Raw genomic sequence first — 26,849 nt, 5'->3', positions numbered from 1 at the left:
CCCTCCTTAACTCAATTGTTGTACATGTCTTGTTACTTTAGGCTGATAGCTTCGCAGTTTTTGCATCGCCGAGCCGTGATGTTCAGGGTATACTTCTATCATTTCTTCCGGTTTTTCCTCCGGCTCTTCCGCCTGTTTCATCATGACGAACTGATTCAACGGGCCGCCGAGCAATCGTTCAAGCGCCGCCATTGCTTCCGGCGCTTCAATTGATCCGACTCCCGCCTGTTTCATCCGTTCTTGATAGTCGGCAGATGATACGATTCCGACACTGCCCCAGTAGCTCCAATTCATCACTGCCGCCGAATACGGCCGAACTTGAGCCAAATGAGCGGCAAAGGCATCTTTGAAACTGCATCCGGCAGCATAATTGCTTTGTCCGGCCGCTCGTGCAAATGATTGAACAGATGAGAAGAACAAAGCAAAGTCCAGCGGCTCATTTCGGAACACGCGGGCCATATTCACGCTGACATTGACTTTCGCAGCGAGCACGCTTTTCAAACGGCTTTCCGGCATATTTGCCAGGCTCTGATCCTCTAAAACAATTGCGGAATGGATGATTCCGTTAATTTGCGGGTGCGTGCGTTTGATCGTTTCATACGCCCGTGTGAGCTCATTCGGATTTGCCGCGTCAGCTTCAATATAAATCGGAGCCGGGCCGAATTGGCTGAGTCTGTCGATTTTTTCCTGGATGGCGCTGTTATGTTTTCGTCTGCCGATCCAAACGACTCGCGCCTGATACGTTTTCACGGCATATTCGCTCCATGCCTCGCCGATGCCCCCCGCGCCGCCGATGACGACATAAACGCCGCCTTTTTGGTAGGCGGGCCGGCTTGACACCGGCTGCTGTACAGGAATAAGGCGCTGTTTGTACCAGTGATTGTTCCGGTACGCCCATGTATTGCCTTGCTCATCAAACGGCGCTGAGAACAGCTCCGCCTTTGAAACATCTTCCGGACAGCCGGCATCAATCAGCCTTGTTTGCCAGTTCGGATACTCTTTTGCGAGCGAGCCGACCAAACCGTGAATGCCTGCATGAGCCGGATCAATAATGTCCGCCGGCTGTACGGACTGTGTTTTTATTGTGACTGAAGTCAAGCTGATTCGCTTGCCTCCATATCCTAAAGCAAGCATGGCCTTAATCACTCTGTACATCTGAATGACGCCCGCATCCTGAGCTTTTACCATGTCATCAGCGCTGTGAAAAGGAGCGATCCATACGATATGCCCGAAAGACCCTGTTGCTTTCAGTTCAGCCGCAACAGCCTCTATTTCATCCTCCGGGTTGATATGAAGCCGTTTCGCAGAAGGATGATGCAATTGAAAAGCCGCGCTTTCCTCATCCCCCGCGATAAAGACAACCTCTTCCGTCTTATATGCCGGGCTTTGATCACGGAATTCCGCGAGATCCCACACCGGAGCCAGAAGGTTTGCTCCATTTAATGATGTTTCCGGCGCGGGGCCTTCCATCATTCTGGAAGAAATCCCTTTAATTCTGACACAGACCCGGCCTGTCTCATCGCATAAGTCAATGTCCATACGCTGTATTTTTTCATCCGTTCCCCGGGAGCTGACATACGCCCACATGCTTGTCGTGCACGGGCTGAAAATGTCCAGTTCTTCAAGGGCGAACGGCAGTGACAGCTGGTTATCATCTGCGTGCAGCTTCAGACCGATTGTCGCTTGCAAAGCTGAATCAAGCATACACGGGTGAAGAACGTATTGATCTGCCGTTTCTTCGAGGAAGGAAGGCAGCCGGAGCTCAGCCAATGCTTGATTGCTTCCGATATGAATCTGCTGAATTCCTTGTTGTCCGGGACCGTAGTCAATGCCGATTTTGCTGAATAAGCCGTAACACTGTTCAGAAGTCAGTATACTGAGGCCGCATTGAGCTTTCAGTGCGCCTATATCACGGTGCGGAGCCTCCCCGGCGCTGAGAATGCCGGCAGCCCCCTGACAGTGTATCTGCCTGCCGCTTGCTTCTGTTTGTGAATCCGTGTAAACGTCATACACGATTTCACCGTTTTCCCTCGGGTTCAGGCTGATCTGCGCTTCAATCGGGCGGTTTCCCGCTTCGATCGGCCGAACCCAAACGATGTTTTTCAGGCGGGTGACAGATGGACGTTCCTTTTGCCCTTTGAGTGCCTGAGCAACCGCCGCCCTAGCCATTTCCAAGTAGGCAACGCCCGGCATAACCGGCTTGCCTTTAATAAGATGATCGGTGAAAATCGTCTCTTGTCCCGTAAATTCGGATCGGTACCGCTGCTCTGTTAAATCTGATACATTTTCGTGAAGCAGCGGGTGCAGCACCCGCGACGTCGGCACAGCTTGCGGTTTCTCTGCTTTCGGCCGATTATCCGTGATCCAGTACCGCTCTTTCGCAAACGGGTAAGCAGGAAGACTCATCCGTTGAGGCTTGATATCAGAATATAGGCCGTCCCATTTGATATCCGCGCCCTGCACCCATAATTCCGCAAGCTTGTCATTCTCTCGGCGGCTTATCAGCTCTTCGATATCCGCTCCCCCGTTTGCGCCTGCCAGAATGGATTTCAGGGAGGTTTTACCCGCTTTTCCTTTATAAATGCCCGCTATATCATAACGTCCTTTCGCACAGCTCTTTAGCTTGTCCCGCAGTTCTTCAGCCGAGGAAGCGATAATGGCCGCTCTTTCTTCCATGGCATCACGCCCCTGCTGAAGCGTGTAAGCAACATCGGCAAGATCCGCATCCGTAAAAGAAGCTTGCGCCAGCTGCTGCGCCTGTTCCTGCAGACGCTCTTCTTCTTTGGCCGACAGCACAAAGATTTGAGGGTGTGTGAAAACAGCTGTTTTTCTTTCTTCCTTCGGGATATATTCTTCAATGACGACATGGGCGTTTACGCCGCCGATGCCGAAAGAACTGATTCCCGCACGGCGCGGCAGAAGATTGCCGTTTTCGTCTTTCAATGCCGTCCATTCTCTTTTTTCCTGTACGATGTAAAACGGACTGTCTTTCAGCTTGATATACGGGTTGATGACCTCGCTGTGGAGGCTTTTTGCAAGTGTTTTATGCTTCATCTGCATCAGCACTTTGATCACACCCGCGACACCGGCTGCCAGTGACAGGTGGCCGATATTGGTTTTGGCCGATCCCAGACCGCAGTGACTCGCGTAAACGGCGGAATCGCCTGTTTTTTCGTACAGCTTTTGAAAGGCGGATTTCAGGCCGTTGATTTCGACCGGATCGCCAAGCTCCGTTCCGGTTCCGTGCGCTTCAATATAAGTGACTGTTCTCGGATCAATGCCTGCTTTGTCATAAGCCGTTCTGACGACTTCCGCCTGGGCTTTCGGATTCGGCGTCGTCAAGGAGTTCGCACGTCCGCCGTGATTGACCGCGCTGCCTTTAATGACACCGTAGATATGATCGCCCGCTTTTTCCGCTTCTGACAGCTTTTTCAAAAACAGAATTCCGGCACCTTCACTGACGGCAAATCCGTCCGCCCTGTCGGAGAATGTTTTACATTTCCCTTCTTTGCTCAGAGCGCCGGCTTTGTCATAAGCGATGTGGCCTTGCGGTGTGACGACGGTATTCACGCCGCCGGCGATCGCCATATCGCAGTTCCCGTTTTCAATGGCGCATACGGCGTGATGAATCGCGACCAGCGAGCTGGAACAAGCCGTGTCGATCGGTTCACTCGGCCCGTGCAGATTAAGCATATAGCTGACGCGGTTCGGCCCCGCTGACGGACTCATATTCGCGGCTGACGCACCGCCGATATCCAGGTCGGAAAACAGTGAGCCGTATCCGGTATTCCCCGTGCCGATATACAGGCCTGTTTTCGTGCCGGAAAGGCTTTTAGCGGAATATCCCGCATCTTCTATCGCCTTCCACGCATACATCATTAACAAGCGCTGCTGGGGATCCATCTGTTCGGCTTCCAGCGGTGAAATTCCGAAGAACAGCGGATCAAAATCCGCAACTCCGTCAATAAATCCGCCCCACTTTACATTTGTTTTGTTGGCTTCATTAAGCGGGTCACCGTAATACTCACGCCAGTCCCAGCGATCCGCCGGCACCTCTGTTATACAGTCTTTTCCCTCTTCTAAGTTGCGCCAATACTCATCAATATTTGCGGCCTTCGGAAACACTCCGCTCATGCCGACAATAGCGATCGGTTCCGGCTTATGTTCAGCCGCCGTCTGAACAGGCTGTACGGCAGTTTTTGCAAATCGTTTGTTCCCTGCCAGTCTGATACCGCCATCATCAGTTACGCTGCTTTGTTTTTCTTCTTTCGGCTGTGTACTGCCGGCAAATTGTGTTTGATAGTCTTCTGCTAAATGATGCGCCAAGGCTTGAATCGTCGCATATTCAAAAAATACGGTCGGTGTCAGATCAAGCTGATAAGTGTCATTCAGCTTGTTGGCGAATTCCGTCAGCGTAATGGAATCAAATCCGTATTGATTAAACTCCAATTCGATATCGATTTCTTCAATGTTTATTTTCAGAAGCCCGGAAACCTCGTTTGCCAGCAATTCCTGAAGTTTTGCCGTCAGGTCTTTCGGCGCAGGCGTTTCATCCGTTTTCTTAACCGGTGCAAAAGCGGCTGCGGGAGTCTTTTGAAGCAGCTTTTCCCGCATTACGGCGCGGTTTCCTTCCATGACGAGCACGCTTGTTTTCCCCGTGCTCCATGCTTTGTAAAGAGCTTCTATTCCGGTCTCAGTGCGCATCGGCGTTACACCGGTTCTTTTTTCGGTGAGCTTCGCCATTTCTTCATTGACTTGCATTCCGCCGTTTTTCCACAGCGGCCAATTGACCGACAATGTGTGACCGTGGCGGTACATTGCGGTAACCAGTGCGTTGCGGTATGCCGCATAGCTGTCCATAAATGCGTTTGCCGCCGCATAATCCGCCTGTCCCGCATTCCCGGTGACGCCGGAAATGGATGAGAAAACGATGAAAAAGTCCAGCGCTAAATGCTCGGTTGCTTCATCAAGGTTGACAAATCCGTCCGTTTTAGGGGCCAGTACACTGTAAAACTCTTCGGTTGTTTTCTTTGCGATATACTGATCTTTCATCACACCCGCGCTATGAATGATGCCGTGAAGGCCGCCATATTCCGTTTCAATTGTTTTGACCAAGTCTGCCGCAGCTTGAGCGTTTGTTACGTCAGCCTGCTTGTATTCCGCTTTTGCTCCGAGTGATTCAAGCGATTGCAGCTGCATCCGCTGATTCTCGCTTAATGCGGAACGGCCTGTCAAAACCAGTGTCGGCTCTTTGACTTTGCGGGCGATTTCTTTTGCGAAAATAAAGCCTAAGCCCCCGGCTCCTCCGGTAATGAGATATATGCCTCCGTCGTTCCACGGAATGCGTATTTTGCCGCCGGACACGGCCGTTTCTTTGACATCTGCGCTGTATCGGATGCCGTTTTCATATTTGATATGGCTGTCATCAGCCCGTGTTTTATTTTCTCTGATGATGTCTGTGATTCTGCCGTTTTCCGCCGGTTCTATTTCAATCAGCTGGGTTTTCAGTTTTTTATGTTCCAGGCCGGCTGTTTTTAACAAAGCTGAAATGCCTGAGAGCAGCTGATGCTTATCTGTTTTAGAGAGAACCGTCTGGATGAGGACGTCTCCATCCGTCTCTTCCTTCAGCAGTTTTTGCAGCGTCTCCAATATCCGCCCTGTATAATCACGGAAGCGCGCCGCCGCTTTCCCGTGCCGGGAGGTCATTTCAATACATTCAGCTCCCGCGGCTTCAACGGCTTGTTTCAATCCGGCGTCTGTGTCACAAAGCAACACGATATGCCGGGCAAAAACCGGTTCCGTTTGAGTAGCGGTTTCATCGCTTCGGGTCCATACCGGCTCAAGCATGAGCGTTTCCGGAGCTTTTTCTTTTTTCTCAGGTTCTTTTTCAGCCGTTCTGAATGACAAACCTTTCAGCCTTACGCAAACCTTGCCGTTTTCATCACAAATATCAAGATCGCGTTTTTCAATCTGGCCGGCTTTGTGGTCTTCAGAAAGTCTGGCGTAAACCCACATCTCGGCAGCGCATGCGCTGAATACTTCAAGCTCCTGAACCGCAAACGGAAGCATCAGTTTTTCATCATTTGTTCCGGTTAATATGCTTGATGCCTGCAATGCAGAGTCCATTAAGCCCGGATGCATGACATACTCCTGTACCGTGTCCGCACAAGCCGCATCAAGTGACAGTCTGCCCAATACGAAATCATCACCTGTATAAATCGCTTTGACACCCCGGAAAGCCGGGCCGTAATCAAAACCGATTTTGCGGTACATATCGTACACTTCATCTGCAGAAAACGGTGTCTCGGCGGATTGTGATCTCAGCTTTTGGAGATCAATGACCGGAGCCTCGGCGTCAGGGCGGACTGATACTGCCCCTTGGCTGTAAACGGACGGCTGATCTGTTTCCCGGCCGCTGTAAATGTCGAATTGAACGTCATTTGCCGTTTCAGGAATGAGACGGATGTTGACATGAACCGGCTCGTCTTCAATGGTGATCGGCCGCACCCAAACCGTATTCTTAAGCTTGACGCTTCCTTGTCCGGCAGGAACTTCAGATGCCTGTTCCATTGCTGCGCGCGCCATTTCAAGATGTGCCACTCCCGGTAAAATCGGTACGCCTTTTACAACATGGTCCGCAAGGTAAAATTCTTTTCCTGTATAGATTGAACTGAACCGCTGTTCTGCAAGGTTTGAAGTATTTCTGTGCAGAAGCGGATGAAGCGCGTCTTGTTTTCCGGCAGATACAGTGCTTGTTTTTTCGTGTTTTCCGGTGCTTTTTGCCGCCCAATAGCGGTCTTTTGCAAAAGGATACGACGGCAGGCTCATGCGTTTAGGCGGCCGGTCTCCATACAGCTTCGCCCAATCGACGTTCAGCCCTTTGACCCATAATTCAAGCAGCTTCGCGTATTTGCCGCGTGCCATCCATTTTTCAACGGCTTCTTGAATTTCTTCATCTTCCGTCAGCATTTGCAGCGTGCCTTTGTCTATTCTTCCTCTGTACAAATCCGCATGCTTATCTCCAGTGATAAACTGTGACAGTTTTTCCTGCAGTTCTTCTGCAGATCCGGCAATAACCGCCAGGCGTTCTTCCATGGCGTCCCTTCCGATTTGGAGGGTATACGCCATAGAAACGAGGGAGGATTGATCGTACCGTTTTTCAGTAAGCGCACGTTTCAGCTGTTTTGCCTGCTCTTTCAGGCGTTTTTCATTTTTGGCGGACAGAACGAAAAGACATGGGTCGATATGAAAATCATCTGCTTCCTCTCTGTCTTCTGGGATGTATTCTTCGATGACGACGTGGGCATTTACGCCTCCGATGCCGAATGAGCTGATGCCCGCGCGGCGAGGCTGTTCGTTTCCGCGTTCGTCCGTCCGCGTCTTCCATTCCATCGTCTCCCGCATCAGATAAAACGGGCTGTCTTCAAGCTGAATGTACGGATTTACCGTCTCACAGTGGAGACTTTTTACTAATGTCCGATGCTTCATCTGCAGCAAAATTTTAATAATGCCCGCTGCTCCTGCGGCAAGGGATAAATGGCCGATATTCGTTTTAACCGACCCTAAACCGCAATAGCCGGCCGCTTTCTCTTTTCCGTCTGCAAACGAGCTGAACGCTTGTTTCAGGCCGTTAATTTCAACAGGATCTCCCAGTTCTGTTCCGGTGCCGTGCGCTTCGATATAAGAGACTGTTTTCGGATCAATGCCCGCTTTTTTGTATGCGGCTTTAATGACTTCCGCCTGTTGTTTCGGGTTAGGCGTTGTTAAAGATGCCGCGCGGCCGCCGTGATTCACCGCGCTTCCTTTAATGACGCCGTAAATATGGTCCCCATCCGCCTCAGCGGCTTTCAGCTTTTTGAGGAAAAAGAGACCGGCTCCTTCACCATGGGCAAAACCGTCAGCCTGATCAGAGAACGTTTTGCATCTTCCTTCTTTACTCAGCGCGCCCGCTTTGTCAAAGCTGATATACACATCCGGAAGAACAATCGTATTGATTCCTCCCGCCAAAGCCATGTCGCACGTTCCTTCTTCAATTGAAGAAACGGCATGGTGTATGGCAACGAGCGAGCTTGAGCAGGCGGTATCAATCGGTTCGCTCGGCCCGTGCAGATTGAGCGTATAGCTGACACGGTTCGGTCCGACAGACGGACTTGTATTCGCCGCGGATGACCCTTCAATCGCCGCATCGGCATTGGCTAAAAGAGAACCGTAGCCGGTATTTCCGGTCCCGATAAACACACCTGTCTTTGTGCCTGAGAGACTCTTTGACGCATACCCGGCATCTTCGATCGCTTTCCACGCGTACGTCAGCAAGAGACGCTGCTGAGGGTCCATTTGCTCCGCTTCCCGGGGTGAAATCCCGAAAAATAATGGATCAAATTCAGCAATTCCGTCAATAAACCCGCCTTGGTTGACGTTTGTTTTATTGGCTTCTTTTGCGGGATCCCCGTAATAGTCCCGCCAGTCCCAGCGGTCTTTCGGAATCTCGGTCATGCAGTCTTTGCCTTCTTTCAGGTTCTGCCAGAAAGCTTCAATGTCTTCTGCCATCGGGAAAATCCCGCTGATGCCTACGATTGCGATCGGTTCCGGCCCTTGGCCCCGCTGCACTGTCTGCGGAAGTGTCTCAGGCAGAGTGCGTCGTCGCTTAACGGCCGGGCGCGTGATTTGAGTCTCTTTTACCGGTCTTGCCGATTGAACCGTTTTTGTATTTACCGCAAACCGTCCGGCAAATTCCTCTTCGTATTCACTGATTAAATGAACGGCAAATTCATGGATTGTCGGATGATCAAAGAAAATCGTCGGCGTTAACGTAAGCCGGTACGTTTTGTTTAACTGGTTCGTAAACTCAGTCATCGAGATGGAATCCAGCCCGTATTTTGTCATTTCTTCATGAGGATCAATTTTGTCAATGTTTACTTTTAACAGTGAGGCCGTCTGCTGTTTTAACAGATGCTTCACTTTTTCAAGCAGGCTGTCAGCATCAATGTCATGACGTACGCCGGTCTCTGCTTCCGGATGACCATTCTCTTTGCGGAACAGTTTTGCTTTCATGTGTTTCACATCTCCTTCAACAACCGTCATCCGGGCTGTCCCGCTCATCAAGCCTTGATATAAAGCCTTGATGCCGGCATCTGTGCCGAGCGGTGCGATTCCCGCCTCCTGCATCAGCATATCTTCCGTCTGCTTTCCTGCCTGCATTCCGCCTTCTTTCCATAACGGCCAGCTGACAGAAAGCGTCTTTCCGTATCTTTGTCCTGCGGCTTGTAAAGAACGGCGGTACTCGGCATACATCTCCATAAAGACATTTGCAGACGCATAATCAGCCTGGCCGACGCTTCCAAGCACACCTGATAAGGATGAAAAGACAATAAAGACATCTAATTTCTCCTGTTGTGACGCTTCATCAAGATACACAAGGCCCTTCACTTTCGGAGCGAGAACGTGTTGGTATTCCTCTGCCGTCTTCTTCACCATGTAGTTGTCTTTTGTAATGCCGGCACTGTGAACAATCCCGTCCAGCCTGCCATGCCGTTTGCGGATATTGCGGATCAATCGGTATACTTCTGCTTCGTCCGTGACATCGGTCTGCTCATAGAAAACAGAAGCGCCGGCAGCACGTACTGTTTCCAGCATGTCTATCTGCTTTTCTCTGAGAGCGGACCGGCCGGTTAGTATGATGACGGCGTCTTTTGTACGGTTTGCGATCTCTTTTGCAAAGATCAGACCTAAACCTCCCGCACCTCCTGTAATGAGATAAACGCCTTCGTCTTTCCACGGAATGTCCGGCTCCGCTTGAGAAATATCCATCTCTTCCCAATCAGCGGCAAAGCGCTTGCCGTTTTCATATTTCACATGGACGCTTTCGGCATGCATACGGTTTTCGGACGCTTTTTCCGCTATGCCTTCAGCACTTTCTTTCTCCTCGGCTTCGATCATTTGACAAATCAGCTTGGAATGTTCAAGGCATGCGGTTTTGAAGAGGCCGGTAATGCCTGAGAACACCCGCTGTAAGCCTGCTGACCGCGTAACAGCCTGAAAAAGAACGCGGCCCTTCGGCTTGCTTTTCATTATGGTTTTGATATGGTCAAACAGCTGGCCCGCATAAGAATGATACCGCTCTGCAATAGATGCGGGACGATCGTCCAAGATAATGACGCTTGCATGTTCAAGCTTTGCTTCCACGGCCTGTTTTACGGCTTCATCGTACTCACAAAGGAAAATAATATGCTCTTCATACGAAGGCTCGTGATCGGCCGGTTCCGGCTGCTCTTTCCAGACCGGTTCAGCGAGCAATGTGTCCGTACGGCTGACAGGATCGCCTGCACCCGCGTTTTCTTCCATGATCCGTGTTGAGAAACCTCTCATCCGCACACAAAGCCCGCCGTTATTGTCATATAAATCAATATCGGCTTTTTGGATAGGATCGCCGGCTTTATTGTTCGCACTGAACGTGACGTGCACCCACATATCATCAGCGCACGGATTCAGAACGTCCAGCTCCTCTAAAGCAAACGGCAATGCGGCTTTGAATGGTTCCCCGCTTTCTGCAAGCAGCGCTCTCGTCACGTTTTGCAAATATTCGGCGGCCTGAAGCGCACCGTCCATCATACTCGGATGAAGGATATAATCAGCTTTTGTATGAGAGACGGATTCAGGAAGCTTCAATTTAGCAAGCAGCCGGTCTTCGCCTTTGTATACAAGCTGCACCCCTTTGTAACCCGGCCCGTAATCAGCACCGATCATTCCTTTGTAAAACGCTTGAGATTCGATTGTTCCCTGTGTGCACCGGCGCTTCAGCTGCTCAATATCCGCCGCTTCCTCCGGTTCCTTCCGGATGATTTCAGCGATGCCCTGATTATAAAGAGGAGCTTCTTCACCGATAGAATCGTTATCCCCGTACATTCTGTATTGAATCTGTCCGTCCTCTTCTTCATAAAGTCCGATATGGACACGGACAGCCTCCTGATCGGCTATCACCGGACGGACCCATACAATATTCTTTAAGCGCAGGCCCAGAGATTCCTCTGTTGCCCCGCCGATGCTTTTCTCCGCCGCGGCCCGTGCCATCTCAAGGGTAACGGCAGCCGGCACGATCGCCATTCCTTTAATGATATGCTCGGCAATAAAATACTCTTTTCCCGTGAATTCCGAACTGAACCGCTGCTCCTGCAAGACGGATGTATTCTGATGTACCAGCGGATGCAAAAGCTTGGTATCCGTTTGCTTCACGGTTTCTTCCGGCCAGAAGCGCTCCTCTGCGAACGGGTAGGTCGGCGCACTGATTCTTTGCGGCGCGGAATCCGGATACAATAAGCCCCAATCGACACGCGCTCCTTCAAGCCAGAGCGCCGCGAGTGCTTTCAGCTTTTCATCCCGTGTCTGACATGCCGCAAGCTCTTCCATCTCCTGAGCTGACACTTCTCTGCTTCTCACTTTTTCGCCCCGTAAGATGTTTTGGTCATTGCCGTTGATGAAATCCTGCAGCTGACGCTTCAAATCGTGACGATCATGACTGATAAAAACGGCTCTCTCTTCCATCGCTTCACGTCCGGTCTGATACGTAAATGCCAGATCATGCAAGGAAACATCGTTTTCGGCTTCATCCAGAAAGCCGGATAAACAAGATGCATAGGCAGTAAGACGCTGCTTATTTCTCGCGGACAGCGGAACGATATAAGGCGGCTGTCCGTCATTTGATCCGCTGATCGTTTTGTTTTCATACTGTTCAAAAATGGCGTGTGCGTTTGTTCCTCCGAGTCCGAATGAGCTTAACGCTGCGCGGTGCGGCGTCTCTCTCTCCGGCAGCGGTTTTCTCTTATCCGCCACATAAAACGGCGAACCGCTGAATTTGATATTCGGATTCGGTGACGTGTAATTAATGGTAGGCGCCAGCTCCCGATGATATAAACTCATGGCGACTTTGATGCACCCGGCCAGACCTGCTGCTGTATCCAAATGTCCGATATTCGTTTTTACGGAGCCGATCCCGCAATACTGCTCCCGGTCCGTGTAACGTTTATACACTTGCTGCAGCGCGGACATTTCAATCGGATCACCCAATGTCGTTCCAGTGCCGTGCGCTTCGATATAGGAAATCGTCTCCGGGTGAATATTCGTGCTGTCTAAAACATGCTGGATGACGTCAGTCTGACCTTTTACACTCGGTGCGTAAAAACCGACTTTATCCGCTCCGTCATTGTTCAGACCGATGCCTCTGAGCATGGCGTATATGTGATCTCCGTCCTGAACGGCTTGTGACGCCTTTTTCAGCAGAATGACGGCAGCTCCTTCTCCGCCCGCCATACCGTCGGCTGAAGCGTCAAATGCTTTGACATGCCCGTCGCTTGAAAAATTCAATCCGTTTTGGTGCACATAGCCGATGCCGGTCGCTGCATGCAGAGTTGCTCCGCCGACGAGCGCGTATTCCGATTCTCCGCTCGTTATGCTTTTGTAGGCTGAATAAAGACCGACTAATGATGATGAGCAATTGGAATGAACGAAATAGCTTGGCCCTTTTAATCCGAGCTTATGGGAAACCATCGTCGGAATCGTGCCGCTCTGCGCTAACACCCATGACACATAGCCGTCGGGAGATTCATGGCCTTCTGTCGTTTTTTCCGGCAAAAGCGACCGATACGAATTATTGCTTGCCGACATATAAACGCTTGTCTTCGGAATCTCTTTCGATACATATCCCGCGTCCTCGACGGCTTTCCAAGAATGAAGCAGCAGAAGCCGAAGCTGAGGATCCATAAATTCTGCGTCTTTCGGAGAAATGTGAAAGAACTCAGGGTCAAAGAGATCTTTTCCTTCTATCGTCGATAATGCCGGCACATAGTCGGGATTTTCGATCAAATCTTCAGGCACGCCGGCTTCCCGAAGTTCTTCTTCCGAGTAGAACCGGACGCTTTCCTTTCCTTCTCTTAACTGCTTCCAAAACTCATGATGATTTTTCGCGCCGGGGAACTGGCAGGAAATCCCCACTATCGCCACACTGTCATCAAAGTAAGACGGCACCCCGTTTTGCGGTGTTTGTTCTCTTTCTCTCTCATCTTGGCAGGACGCCTCTGATTCAGCCGCCTGTTTTGTTTCAACAATAAATCGGCTGATCGCCTGAATGGTAGAGTGTTCGAATAAATCGGTGACGGTAAAATCGCATTCCAGCTCCTGTTTAATGCGTTCTGCTGCCGCAACAGCCAGAAGCGAGTCGCCTCCCACATCGAAAAAGCCGTCTTCGATTTTGATGCCCGCCGTATTCAGCAGGTCTTCCCATATTGCGGTCACTTTCGCTTCCGCTTCTGATAACGGCAGTCTGCCCGTCTTTTCAGACCGGTGAACGATTACCTTGCGCTGTTTTAGGTCTTTGCGGTTCACTTTTCCGCTCGGTGTTAACGGCAGTGCATCCAGGCGGATAAAATGGGCAGGCGCCATATAATCCGGCAGACTCGATAAAAGATGGTTGCGGAGCGCTTTTTCGTCTGCCGTATGACCGGAGCGGGCCGTATAATAAGCAATCAGCTTTTTATGTCCGTTCTTTTCCTGAACCACAACCGCCTGATCAAGAATGTCCGGATGTTCGCTCAATTTCGTTTCAATCGCTCCCAATTCGATGCGGAAGCCGCGAATTTTCACCTGACTGTCAATCCGGCCGGCATATTCTATATTTCCGTCAGGCAGCCATCTGGCCAAATCACCTGTCTTGTAAAGTTTTTCTCCTTCACTAAACGGATTATCAATAAATGATGCCGCCGTCAGCTCAGGCTGATTGTAATAGCCTCTGGCCAGACCGGCGCCGGCCACGCAAAGCTCCCCGGCCACACCGTCAGGGACGGGGCTGAGCTTTTCATCAACGATATAAAGCCGCGTATTGTGAATCGGTTTCCCGATCGGCGTATTCCTGCTTGTGATTTCCTTTTGGCCGCAGCTGTAGTAAGCGGCATAAATGGATGTTTCCGTCGGGCCGTATATGTTTTCAATTCTCGCATGTTTGAAGATGGAAACTGACTTTTTAACTAAATCTTTCGGAAACGCCTCTCCGGCCACCATCACATATTTCACAGGGCCGTCTTCTGTAAATGCCGTATGCCGCTTTACCGTTTCCAGAAATACATTAAACACGGCGGGCGCAAAATTCAGATGCGTGACCTGGTGGGTTTGGATATATTCCATGCAAAGCTGCGGATTTTTTTCTGCACCAGGCGGCAAAATGACAAGCCGTCCGTTTCCGATAAACCAGCCGAATAATTCAGAAATCGAAACGTCAAATACGTAATTCGTTTTTAACAGATAGGCATCCTCTTGTGCGACCGGGTACTCAGCTTCCAAAAACTGCAGCGTATTCATGATGGCCCTGTGCTCAACCATGACGCCTTTCGGTTTTCCCGTGCTTCCGGACGTATATAGAATATAAGCGAGATGATGCGGTTTTGAACGCGGCGTCAGTTTTGCCCCGCTCGCAGAACGTCCGCTGTTTTCAATTTCCACCGTGCTTACACCGCCGATGGCCAACTGTTCAATCATGCCGCGCGTCTTTTCCTGCGTTAATACGATTGACACGCCGCTGTCAGTCAACACGTGGGCCATCCGTTCGTTTGGAAAAGCCGGGTCCAGCGGTACATACGCGCCTCCCGCTTTTAAAATGGCGAGGATGCCGATGACCATCTCAAAAGAACGCTCCGTACAAATGCCGACCGGGCATTCCGGTGTGACGCCCTTTTCTTGCAGGTACACAGCGAGCGCCGTGCTTCGTTCATCTAATTCGCGATATGTAAGACTGTTTTCACCGAATGTGACGGCTTCTCTGTCAGGGTGGCGTCCGGCTTTTTCCGCAAACACTTCATGAATGCAGCGCTCATTCGGCTGATGGGATGAACGGCTTTCATCCCGTTTTTGATTGAGCAGGCCGGAACAGGCTTCAAAAGCGATCTCCGGATCAGAAAGCACCTTTTCTGCCAGTTTCATATAATGCTCCGCCATTCGTTCGATGAAAGAAGGGCTGTAGACATCCGGGTTGTACAGAAATTGCAGGACGGTTCCCGTTTCTTTTTTATAGACTTCAAGCGCAAGCTCAAATTCGCCTTCCTGATGAATGTCTTCTATCATTTCAATGCCGAGTGATTGATATAGTTCCGCCAGCTTTTCCGCTCCTTCCGTCCGGAAGAAGTTTTGATAGAAAAACGCGGTTTGAAAAACAGGCGACACCGCAGGCGAGCGTTCCGTCTTCAATTCTTTGACAAGCGCGGGAAACGGATACGCGGCATGGTCCAGCCCTTCTGCCAGTGTCAGCTGCAGCTCCTTCAAAAACGCCGTAAAAGATTTGGCGCCCGTCTCCCTGCTTCTGACCGCGATCATATTAATAAAGTATCCGATGACAGACTCAAATTGAGCCTCAGAACGCCCCATCGTCGGCATGCCGACGATGACATCTTCCTGATTCGTATATTGATAGAGCAGTCCTTTGAAAATAGCGAGATACACAACGGATTCATTGACATTATTTTTTTTGGCGCAAACTTTAATCTGCCGGTTCAGTTCATCAGGAAGCAAGCGCTGATACGCCTGCCCTTTGCAAGTTTGAACCGATGATCTCGGATAATCCGACGGAAGCTCAAGCACCGGCAGCGGTCCTTCCAGCTGCTTTTTCCAATAAGAGAGATGCGTTTTTCCCGCTTCGCTTTCCAGCAGCTCTTTTTCCCATTTCACAAAGTCATGATAATCTGCGGCCTGCTGAAGCATGACAGGTTCTTTGCCTTCGCTTGCTTTTACATAAGCGTCCAGCAGCGCCGACATAAACGTCATAAGAGAGACGCCGTCAAAAATGATATGGTGAATGGTGATTAACACAATCGGCTCCCGCTTCGCCCGCCGGAATACTTGAACACGCAGGAGCGGCCCGGTTTCAAGCGAGAACGGTTCTTTTGCTTTTTCTTTAATAAACGAAAGCGCGTCACGCCCGCTTAATTCAGAAAGATCCATTTCTTCAATCGGAAAATGCCGATCCGTATCTTCTATCTGATACGGAAGGCCGTTTTCCTCTTTTATCACACTGGTCAAAATAGGGTGCTGGCGCTGCACGGACAAAAGGGCGTTTTTGAATGTCTCGATATCCAGCTTTTGAAAACGAAAGCATAACGGAATGTTATATGCGCTCATCTCCGGAAACATTTTCTGAAGCATCCACAAACCTTTCTGGCCTTCAGAAAGCGGACGTTTTGCAGTTGTCCGCTTGAAAGCCTGAAGCTTTTGTTCTACTTCAGCGATGGTGAGCGTTCCTGATCTGTAGGCATCGAGAAGTTCTTTATGATTCATAGGTCTTACTCCCTTCTATGATGTCTTGCACTCTTTTAAAATCTAATGTCCCCTCAGAGACCTGTTTCATCATGGCGATGATCTCCTGATCCGTATACTCCTTGTTATCCGGAGCGGCGGCTTCTGTTTCGGTTTCTTCCGTTCTGTAAAACGTTTCGATCGTTTCTTTATGTTCTGTCAGGTAATAGCTGATGACGTCTCCGAGCGTGGCATAGCTGTAAAATAACGCCGGAGTGACTTCAATGCCGTAATGACTCGTCAAAAGAGCGGCAAATTTGGCTAAATAGATGGAATCAAATCCGAATTCCGCCCAGTTTTTATGCAGGACGAGTTTATCTTTGGATATTTTCAGCAGACTGTGTATCTGCTCTTTCAAATCCGCTTCGAGCCGTTTTTCCGTGCTTTCTTCCGGAATGCGGCGGCTCACGGTTTCCAAAAGCGCTTCCGGTTTTGATGAATCGTCCCGCCGTATGCCTAAAAATCGTTCGGCACGGCTTCTTTTACCGGCAATGATAAGGCACTGGGTGTTGTCTTGAGAAATAACGCGCTCAAACAGCTCAATGCCTTCATCTGTTTCTAACAGGCGCTGGCCGCTTGATTTCAGGTACATGCCCGTCGTCTCTTCACCGCCGACGGCCATTCCGCCGTTTTTCCAGACCGGCCAGTTGATGACAAAAGCGTTTCCGCTTTCTGATTGTTCGTTTTTATAGCGGGCATACGCCATTTGGAACCTGTTCGCGACCGCGTAATCACAGCAGCCGAAATCTCCTAAAACAGCCGATGTGGATGAAAAGTAGCAGATGAAATCAGGCGTTTCGTTTTTCAGCCACTCGTCAAGAAGCAGGCTTCCGTTTATTTTCGGTTCAAGCGTACTGCGGAAATTCCCGATTTCATTTTCAAAGACGGATGTTCTGCTTTCGATGCCCGCCGCATGAATGACGCCGTGAATGGCTCCGAATCGTTCTTTCGCGCGCTTGATGCAGTCGCCCATTCCGATCGGATCACAAACATCGGCTTCGGCGTAAAGAACACCCGCGCCGAGATTTTCCAGGTCTTTCATTTTTCCTTTCTTTTCTTCATTGATCGGCGACCGCCCCGTGAGAATGACATTTGCCTGGTAGTTCCGGGCGAGATGGCGGGCAAATAAGTAGCCGAGCCCTCCTAATCCGCCTGTAATGAGATATGTTCCGCCGGTTCTGATCCTGCTGTTTTCTTTCGTTAGTCCGGTTGGTTCGGTGTGATAGACATATCGTTTTCCCTCTTCCAAGAAAACGGTTTGGTCTGTTTCAGCTTTCAGCTCGTCCCAAATGGTCCTCATCCAGTCCGTTATGGCCGCACCGGCTTTTCTGAAGTGGCCGGTAACACTTGTTTTCGGGAGAACAATGCCGAGCGAACGCTCAAAGCCGATCCATGATTCCAAGTAGCACCTTTCCAGACCGGATGCATATTCCCCCGCCAATAACAGCCTTTCCGGCTGCAGACCGGTCTCAGCCATTGCTTTGAGAATATGGACGATACATGAATAATCTTCGATGCAGCTTTTATCTTCAAGCGCCCATAAATACAAAATGGCAGAAGCTTCACCGTACTCTTTTTGAATATCCGCAAAAGCGTTCACATATGATTGCGGATCTTCCCGCACCACTTGGCAGCGGCCGGCGGACAGAGCCTCATACCGGTCTCCCTGAGCGATAAAAATAACGTCAATGCCACTGTCATACGATTTGATCACAGAGACGGCTTCCTGCTGCTTCTTCTGATCAGATAAGAAAGAAATCACCGTTTTGACTTGCTTTTCTCCGGCAGCCGGCAGAGCCTGTTCTTTAAGAACTTCTCTAAAAGCCATCACTTCAAATTGTTCCGCCGGATCATTTTCATCAGCCGGCGCCTTAACGGGTGCGGTCTTGCTTTGTACAGGCTGCTGATGCCAGAAGCGTTCTTTCGCAAACGGATAAGCAGGCAGGCTGATGCGGGCCGGAGGACGGTCTCCGTATAATTTCGCCCAATCGATGTCCAATCCTTTTACCCAAAGCTCAAGCAGCTTAGAATATTTCCGTTTGCTGATCCAAGCGTCTATGATTGTTTCCATATCATCATCCGCCGAAAATACGGCAAGCATCCGTTTGTTTTCTTCCGTGCCGTCACGGTGCAGTCCGGCGCTGTTTTGTCCGGCGATAAATCCATTCAGTTTTTCCTCAAGTTCATGAAGTGAATGGACGATAAAACCGAGACGCTCTTCCATCGGCACCCGGCCCGTCTGAAGAGTAAAGGCTATGCTCATAAGGTCGCGGCCGCTGTATCTTTTTTCACGGATGGCGTCTCTGAGCTGTTTTGCTTTTTCAGTGAGCCGTTCGCTGTTTTTCGCGGACAGGACGATGATGGCGGGCTGATCTGCCGGCGTCTCATCAGGTTCTTTGTCTGCCGTATATTCTTCTATGACGAGGTGGGCGTTTGCTCCTCCCGCGCCAAAACTGCTTAACCCCGCCCTTCTCGGTAGCTCTTTGCCGCCGATGACGGGACGTTTCCACTCACCGAGCTCCTGCTGAACGGCAAACGGCGTATACGCGAAATCAATATTCGGATTCAGCTGATCCGCGTGCAGGGACGGCGCAATTTGTCGGTCTTTGAGCTGGAATAATATTTTTGTCAGACCCGCAATGCCCGCGGCGCTTTCACAATGGCCGATATTTGATTTTGCGGAGCCGATGGCGCAAAACTGTTTGTCTGTTGTATCCTCTTCAAATGCTTTCGTTAATCCGGCGATTTCAATCGGATCTCCTAATGCGGTCCCCGTACCGTGGGCTTCAATATAACTGACGGTGCGCGCCGGGACGTTTGCCCTTTCGAAAGCTTCTTTTATTAAGGCGGCCTGCGCATTCGGATTCGGAACGGTGTATCCGTTCGTTTTGCCTCCGCTGTTAATGGTGCTTCCTTTAATCACACCGTAAATGTGATCGTTGTCGGCAATCGCTCGGTCCAACGGCTTTAATACGACCGCTCCTACCCCTTCTCCGTCGACAAAACCATCCGCGCGGTCTCCGAACGATTTGCACGTGTCGCCTGCGGAAAGCATGTTCATGACTGACAGATTCATATAATGGATCGGGTCGGTCACTATGTTTACGCCCCCGGCAATCGCACATTCGCTTGAACCGCTGTATATGCTCTCAAGCGCCAGATGAATGGCCGTCAAAGAAGAGGAGCAGGCTGTATCAACGGCAATGCTCGGCCCTTGGAAATCAAAAAGGTAAGATACCCTGTTGGCAATGGACCAATAGCCGTAGCCTGTCGGGTAGTTTTTGTTCATCGCGCCGGCAAAAACACCGATTTTTCTGCTCTGGCACAGGTTGTCAGGCGTATAGCCGGCATCCTCGATACTCGCATACGCCGTTTCTAAAAATAATCGCTCCTGCGGGTCCATTCGCTCCGCTTCCAAAGGAGAAATCTGAAAGAACAGCGGATCAAACTTGTCCATATCCTCAATGAAGCCGCCCCATTTCGTATAAATAGAGCCTTCTTTACCTTTCTCTTCATCGTAGTAATCCTGCCAGTTCCAGCGTTCCCGCGGGATTTCTTCTATGCAGTTTTTTCCTTTTTTAATATTAGCCCAAAGCTCAGCCGCTGTTTTTGCCTGCGGGTAGCGTCCTGAAACACCGATGATGGCCACGTCGCGAACCGAACTTTGCCGGACGGTCTCTTTGGCTGCCCGTTTTTCCCTCCGCCGCCAGCCAGTGTGAAGCGGCTTAGCAAGCTGTACAGCCTGCGGTTTTGGTGATGCCTTCCGTTCTTCCTGAACAGGCGTTTGTCCCGTCAGTTTGATCATCGCGTCTTTTTTCGTTTTGATTAAGTGAGCGACGAGCGCCTCAATCGTCTGATATTCAAAAAATAAAGTGCTGCTGACTTGGTCCAATACATTTCGTAACGCGTTTGTCAGCTGTACGACGACGATAGAATCAATTCCGTATTTTTCAAGCGGCGCTTTCGGATCAATTTGAGCCGGCGGAATTTTTAATGTTTCTCCGATTAACGTTTTCAAGTACTCGGTGCTTTTTTCTGTTAAAGACGTGTCGCCTTTTTGCACCGTTGTTTGCGCCTGAAGTTCCGGCGCATGTGCTGCTTTTGGCGGAGAGGTCCGTTTTCCAGCCCCTGCTTTAAGCGTTTTTTGGCGAACAATGCCGTTGCTTTTTGCCGCTATAATCTGATGGCTTAATTCATGTGCCGCTTCTGCCGGGAAGAAGACAGAATGCCAGCCTTCACTTTCTAACACGCGCTTCCAGCTTTCCGGATACAAGCCCGGGCACCCCGGAATACGAAGGGCAGAATCTTCATGCAGCCACCAGCCTTCAAGCAGTCCGAAAGTAATATGCGGGAACAGGCTGTTTCCCGCCATTTCATTTAAGAGCAGCAAACCGTTGTCTTTTAAAACGGCTTTGGCGTTTCTCAGCGTCTGTCGGATGTCTTTCGTCGCGTGGAGCACATTGGCCGCAACGACGATGTCGTATGCGCCCGGCTCTATGTCCTGGCCGGCAAGCGGCGCTTCTGCGTTAAAAAGCTTATACGTCAGATAAGGATTCCGTTTGCCGTATTCCGTCTCCGCATGCACGAGAAAAGCTTTCGATACATCGGTGTAACAGTATTCTTTTATATGGTTTTGATACGGCCTAAGCTTTTCAAATATGCCTGCGCTTGTGCCGCCTGTGCCCGCTCCGATTTCCAGTATGCGGATCTCGGCTTTTGAATGTTTGCTGATGTTTTCTTTCACATAAGCCGTTAATGTATCTGACAGGGCGCTGTTAAAGTAATCCGCGACTTGATTGTGCTTATAAATTCCTTCAACAAGTTCCATTGAAGAGTGCGGGAACATGATGTCTGTCGCCGGCACGTCTTCACGCAGAATGTCCGGCAGTGCTTTAAGCATCGTCTCGGCTAAAACAGTCATCGCTTTTGTATCGGCGTTATTGAGCCATTCCTCTTTTTCCCGCTCCCATTTTTGCCATAGCGCGGCGGTTGTGTTTTCGGCTCGCGCCGACAGTTTATATGAATCCGCATTCCCTTCCAGATAGCCATGTTCCAGAAGGAAAGCGATCGTTTGATTGAGCCATTTTTTAAAGTATTCATGTTCGGGCTCATACGCTTTAAGGCTTTGCGGCGTCAGCAAGTCTGCTTCTTTAAGCTGGGCGATCAACAGCTGATACAGATAATCATCGAGCTCCTGATGTTCAGCCTCTCTAACAAGACGTGCGCCGGGCGGAGCGACCTTCGGCTGTTGTGAAAAGACAAGCGGCTGAGGCGGATAAACGGAAATCTTTTCTCTTTCACTCATCCCTTCGACTGCGACCGGTTTTGTCGTATGAATGAAAGCCGCCTGATCAACCGGCAGCGTCATAAGGGTTTCAAGCGCCTCCATTGCAGCGTCCGGTTCGATCAATCCCAATCCGATCTGATCCATCAGCTGAATAAAATCCCCGTCTTCAGCCGCTTCGCTGTTGCCCCAATAGCCCCAATTCATCACTTTGACCGGACAATTCCATGTCTGATCAAGTTCTTTCGCAAATGCGTCACTGAAAGCGCATCCCGCGGCATAATGGCTTTGTTTCACGTTATGAATAAATGCCACAAGCGAGGAGAAGAAGAGCGCAAAGTCAAGCGGCTCCCGTCCAAATACCTCCGCCATGGACACACTTACATCGGCTTTTGCCCGCAGCACCGATTTGAACTCTTCTGTCTTCATATTATTTAAGCTTTGCTCAGACAGATCCATTGCCGAGTGGATGATTCCATTCATTTTTGTGTGGCGCTCTTTTATGAACTGATAAGCCCTCTCTAAGGAAGCACTGTCGGCGGCATCGGCGGAAACATATTCAGGCGCCGGGCCGAATGCGCTGAGCCGGTCGAGTTTCGCCTGTATGGAATCATTCAGTGTGCTTCTTCCGATCCAAATGATGCGTGCTTTGTAGCGGCGGATCATGTATTCACTCCATGCCTCGCCAAGATACCCCGCGCCTCCGATCACGGCATAAACCCCGCCTGTTTGGTACAGCGTGCCGTTTTTCGGCATATTGTCAAGCGGTATCAGCTGCCGCTCAAACAGCTGCTGATTGCGGTACGCCCAAATTTGACCGTTTTTCCCGGCAGAAAGACTGAGCGCCTCTTCGATCGGCCAGCTGCCGTCCGTTTCTGTGTCAATCATGCGGATATGCCAATGCGGATATTCTTTCGCCATTGTTCCGGCAAGTCCGCTGACTGCGGCTTGTGACGGGTCGGCGCTGTCTTGATCCGAAAACGGCTGGGCATTTGCTGTGACGATGCACCAGTCCAAACGTTTTTCTCCGTACCCTAAGGCAAGTAATGCTTTCATCAGCTTGAACACATGAAGAACGTTTCTTTCCTGTTCTTTGAGGCTGTCCGCACTCTCAGCCTGCGGAGCAAGCCAAATGATTTGCTCCAGTTCTTTTTGTCCTTCAAGCATGTGCGTAAGAGATGTGATATCATCCGTACCTCTGATCGGATAATAGGAAGCGTTCGGCAGGTGTTCTTTTATGCGCGTATGTCTCGAATCCGTTCCTCCGAATACTGCCGTCTGCTTATCCGCCGCTGCTTCCCCGGCTTTTTCAAGCGCAACAGGCTCCCAAGCCGGAATCAGCATCGTATGGCCGACAGGCGCCTCCGAGGTTTCTCCGCCCGCTGTTTGGCTTGTGTCAAGCGCCCGGACAGACGCGCCTTTCATCCGGACATAAACTGTACCGGCATCATCGCACATATCAATGTCAAATTTTCTTACGTTGTCATCTGCTTTGCTGCCTTCTGTGTACCGGATATATGACCAGATATGTTCAGGACACGGTCCGAACACTTCCACTTCCTGCATCGCAAACGGCAAAGAAAGCTCGTGGCTGTCTGCATCATCATGTATCGATCGGACAAGCAGACCGACGGAAGCGTGAAAAGCGGCGTCCATCATACTCGGGTGAAGCGTATACTGTTCTTTTTTGTCATGTACGGCTGCTGGGAGTGAAATACGGGCCAATAATCGGTCTTCTCCGATCAGCAATTGCTGTACGCCCCTGTATGCCTCTCCGTAATCCAGACCGATCTTCTCAAAAGCACCGTAACATTCTTCCGCAGTCACGATTCCTAAATTGCAGGAAGTTTTGACAGACTCGATATCAATCTGGGCGCTTCCCGGTTCGGTAATGACCGCTTCACCCTGGCTGTGAATAACCGGATCTTCGCCGTTTTCTGCCTCACTGTATATTTCATAGGTAATCTCACCATTATCTTCTGGGTAAAGGGCAATATGTATTTCCTTCGGTTTGTCTTCAATCATGACCGGCCGGACCCAAACAACCTGTCTGAGTGTGACGCTATGGTCTTTTTCCGTCACGGCAGCAGCCTTTTTGACCGCCTCTGCGGCCATTTCCAAATAGGCGACGCCCGGCAGTATTTTTTGTCCGTTGACGACATGGTCAGATAGGAAAAATTCATCTCCCGTAAAAAGAGACGTGAAGCGCTGCTGCGAAAAATCTGACGTATTTTCTTGTAAAAGCGGATGCAGTACTGTGCCTGACAGGCTTTTCTCCTGTTTTTTCTGCTGCGGAATCCAATAGCGTTCTTTTGCAAACGGATAAGTCGGAACGCTGGTTTTACGCGGTTTACCCGAAGCGTACAGCTTATTCCAATCTATTATTTTCCCTTCTGCCCATAACGCGGCAAGCCGTTTCGGATCGTCCGTCTCGGGAGCGGCTTCGCTCATCTCCGGCAGCTCAGCTTGTCCGCGCCATAAACCGGGGATGTTTTCGTTTCCTTTTACGAAATCATTCAGCTTTTGCTTCAAGTCGCGGATGTCATTTACAAGGAAGACAGCTCTCACCTCCATTGCTTGACGTCCTGTCTGAATTGTATAAGCCAGTTCAGACAGCACCGTCTTTTCTGAAAGCGATCGGGCTAGTTTTTCCGCATAGGCCAGAAGCCTGTCTTTATTTCTTGCTGACAGCGGGATGAGTTTTGCTGCCTCGTTTTCAGGTGCAGGCGCTTTTTGTTCAGGCTGAATGTATTCTTCTAAAATGATATGGGCATTCGAACCTGATGCACCGAAGGAACTGAGCCCGGCCCTGCGCGGATAATGTGTGACTTTACCGTTTTCTTCAGCTGACGGCTGCTTCCACGGAGCAGTCTGCTGCTGTACGTAAAAAGGAGTTTCCTCAAATTTCAGGTAAGGATTTAATTCCGCAGAATGCAGTGATTTGACAATCGTTTTGTGATGAAGCTGCAGCGCCGCTTTTGTTAACCCGCTGATCCCCGCCGCTGATTCTGCGTGACCGATATTTGATTTGACCGAACCGATGGAACAAAATTGCTGATCCTGCGTCCCTTGGCTGAACGCTTTTGACAGACCTTCAATTTCAATCGGGTCTCCTAACGAAGTACCCGTGCCATGGGCTTCCACATAACTTACGGTCCGCGGGCTGATACCTGCTTTTTTCAGACAGGCCTTAATGACTTCTGCCTGTGCAGCAGGACTCGGGACGGTAATTCCGCTTACTTTCCCGACGTGGTTAACGGCGCTTCCTTTAATGACCGCGTAAATGCGGTCGCCGTCTTGTTCGGCTTTTTCCAGCGGCTTGAGCAATACAGCACCGACTCCTTCTCCGGAAACGTAGCCGTCCCCGCCCTCGCCGAATGTACGACAGCGGCCGTCACTTGAGTGCATGCCCACGCTTCCGTAGCTGAGATATTTCGCCGGGTGCAGCGACAAGTTCACCCCTCCCGCAAGCGCGGCCTCACATTCGCCGCGGCGGATGCTTTCAATGGCCAGATGAACGGCGGTCAATGATGAGGAACAAACGGTATCCACCGCGATGCTCGGCCCGTGGAAGTCACAATAATAGGACACTCTGTTGGCGATCTGCGCATAATTCAGTGAAACCGGAAAAGGATCAGTTTCAGATAATTGTTCTGCGCCGATTAAGGAATAATCTTTATGCATCACCCCTGCAAATACGCCGATCGGATGCTGTTTTTCCCCTTTATTTCCCAGCGTTTCTGGCGTATACCCCGCATCTTCAATCGTTTCCCAGCATGTTTCTAAAAACAGGCGCTCCTGCGGGTCCATCGTTTCCGCCTCACGCGGTGAGATTCTGAAAAACTGCGGATCGAAGCAGTCGGCATCGTCAATGAAACCGCCCCATTTTGATACTGTTTTTCCTGATGGGGACGTTACGTTTTGATATGTTTTCCAATCCCATCGGGACTTCGGAACTTCAGTGATGCAATCCGTGCCTGCCTTAAGGTTTTCCCAAAACTCCGCCACACTTTTCGCTTTCGGATAGCGGCCGGCCATTCCGATAATCGCGATGTCTCCGGTGTTTTTATGATGTTCTGGCGCGTCCGGCGCTTCAGCTTCAGACCGTGATGGTTCGGCTGCACGTTCCGCACATTCAAATGAAACGGTCTTTTTCAGATAGGCTGCGAGTTCTTTTATATTTGTATATTCAAAGAGAAGAGTGGGCGCGAGGTCCGCACCCGTCTTTTTATTGATATCCTGTACAATCTCAAGCAAAGAAGATGAATCCAGCCCAAGCTCATAGTAGCCTGCAAGAACGTCCAGCGTCTCCCAAGGCTGCCCAAGCTTATCAGCCAAAAGCTTCTTTAAAAACAGAATGATGTCTTTTTCATCTGCGCTTTCCGGCTCAGTTGCAGCCTGTTGATTCTGTTCGGCTGTATTCTCGTCTTCTTCGAACCGAACCGCTTTTCCCGTAATGTTTTTAAGCTCCGCCACCTTTTGTCCGGATCGGCTGAAGTACTCGATCGTCATCGTTGTGAGTTCTTTTTCCTGACGGACGCCGGAAGCGGCGATACGCGCCGTGCACTCAGATTGCAGTCTGTCGGCGGCCGTGAACGATTCATAATATAAAGGCAGATGAAGCCGGTTTGTTTCAGAAAGCAAACCGCTCGCCCCGATTCCGCTCGCATCCAAAAGGGCCGGATGGAATAAAAAGAAATCCTTTCCTTCTTCACAAGAAAGCTCAGCCAGCATGCCGCCTTCTGTTTCGTACAATCGTCCGTTCGATTTCATCATGCCGGAATGAACCAAGTCATGATCCAGGCAGCGGTTATACATGTCATCAAGATTCAGAGATCTGCCTGACTGCTTCACATCGCCGAAATCAATGGTTTCGTCAAATGTCACAGCGTCTCTTTTCACCATTTCAGCCGTCGCATATTGTATATTGTCTGACAGCTCGTCACCTTGCTGTTTCTGCCCTGAAAGGGAGATGAGCCACTTTCCATCTCCGCTATCAGAACATTGAATGGTCAGAATGATTGCAGCCGTTTCACTTACGGTTAAAGGCTGATAAATCGTAACGTGCATCAATTCGAGCTCATTGTATACATAACCGTGTTCCTGAAAAACCTGATAAATCAAATCGATATAAGCAAGACCGGGCAATACCGCTTCACCAAAGACCTTATGGCCCTTCATGATGGGATGATCCAGTGAGATATTGATTTTTTCCGATATCATTCCTTCCCACTCCTCT

Annotated in this window: 2 protein-coding genes; both read right to left on the bottom strand. The window is 50.2% G+C overall.

Features of this window, described 5'->3' with window-relative positions; all coding sequences use genetic code 11:
• Positions 1-6: 6 nt before the first annotated feature.
• Positions 7-16,308 (bottom strand): amino acid adenylation domain-containing protein, encoded by a 16,302-nt coding sequence (locus NYE28_RS08945; protein ID WP_342490389.1) that lies wholly within the window; start codon positions 16,306-16,308, stop codon positions 7-9.
• The gene (locus NYE28_RS08940) at positions 16,298-26,833 is read right to left on the bottom strand and encodes an SDR family NAD(P)-dependent oxidoreductase (protein ID WP_342490388.1); all 10,536 of its coding nucleotides are present in this window, start codon (positions 26,831-26,833) and stop codon (positions 16,298-16,300) included. The genes NYE28_RS08945 and NYE28_RS08940 overlap by 11 nt, the downstream gene beginning before the upstream one ends.
• Positions 26,834-26,849 lie beyond the last annotated feature (16 nt).

The sequence above is a fragment of the Bacillus sp. FSL R5-0443 genome, from assembly GCF_038608285.1.
Taxonomy (GTDB): domain Bacteria; phylum Bacillota; class Bacilli; order Bacillales; family Bacillaceae; genus Bacillus; species Bacillus velezensis.
This window is presented reverse-complemented; position numbering and strand designations above follow the sequence as displayed.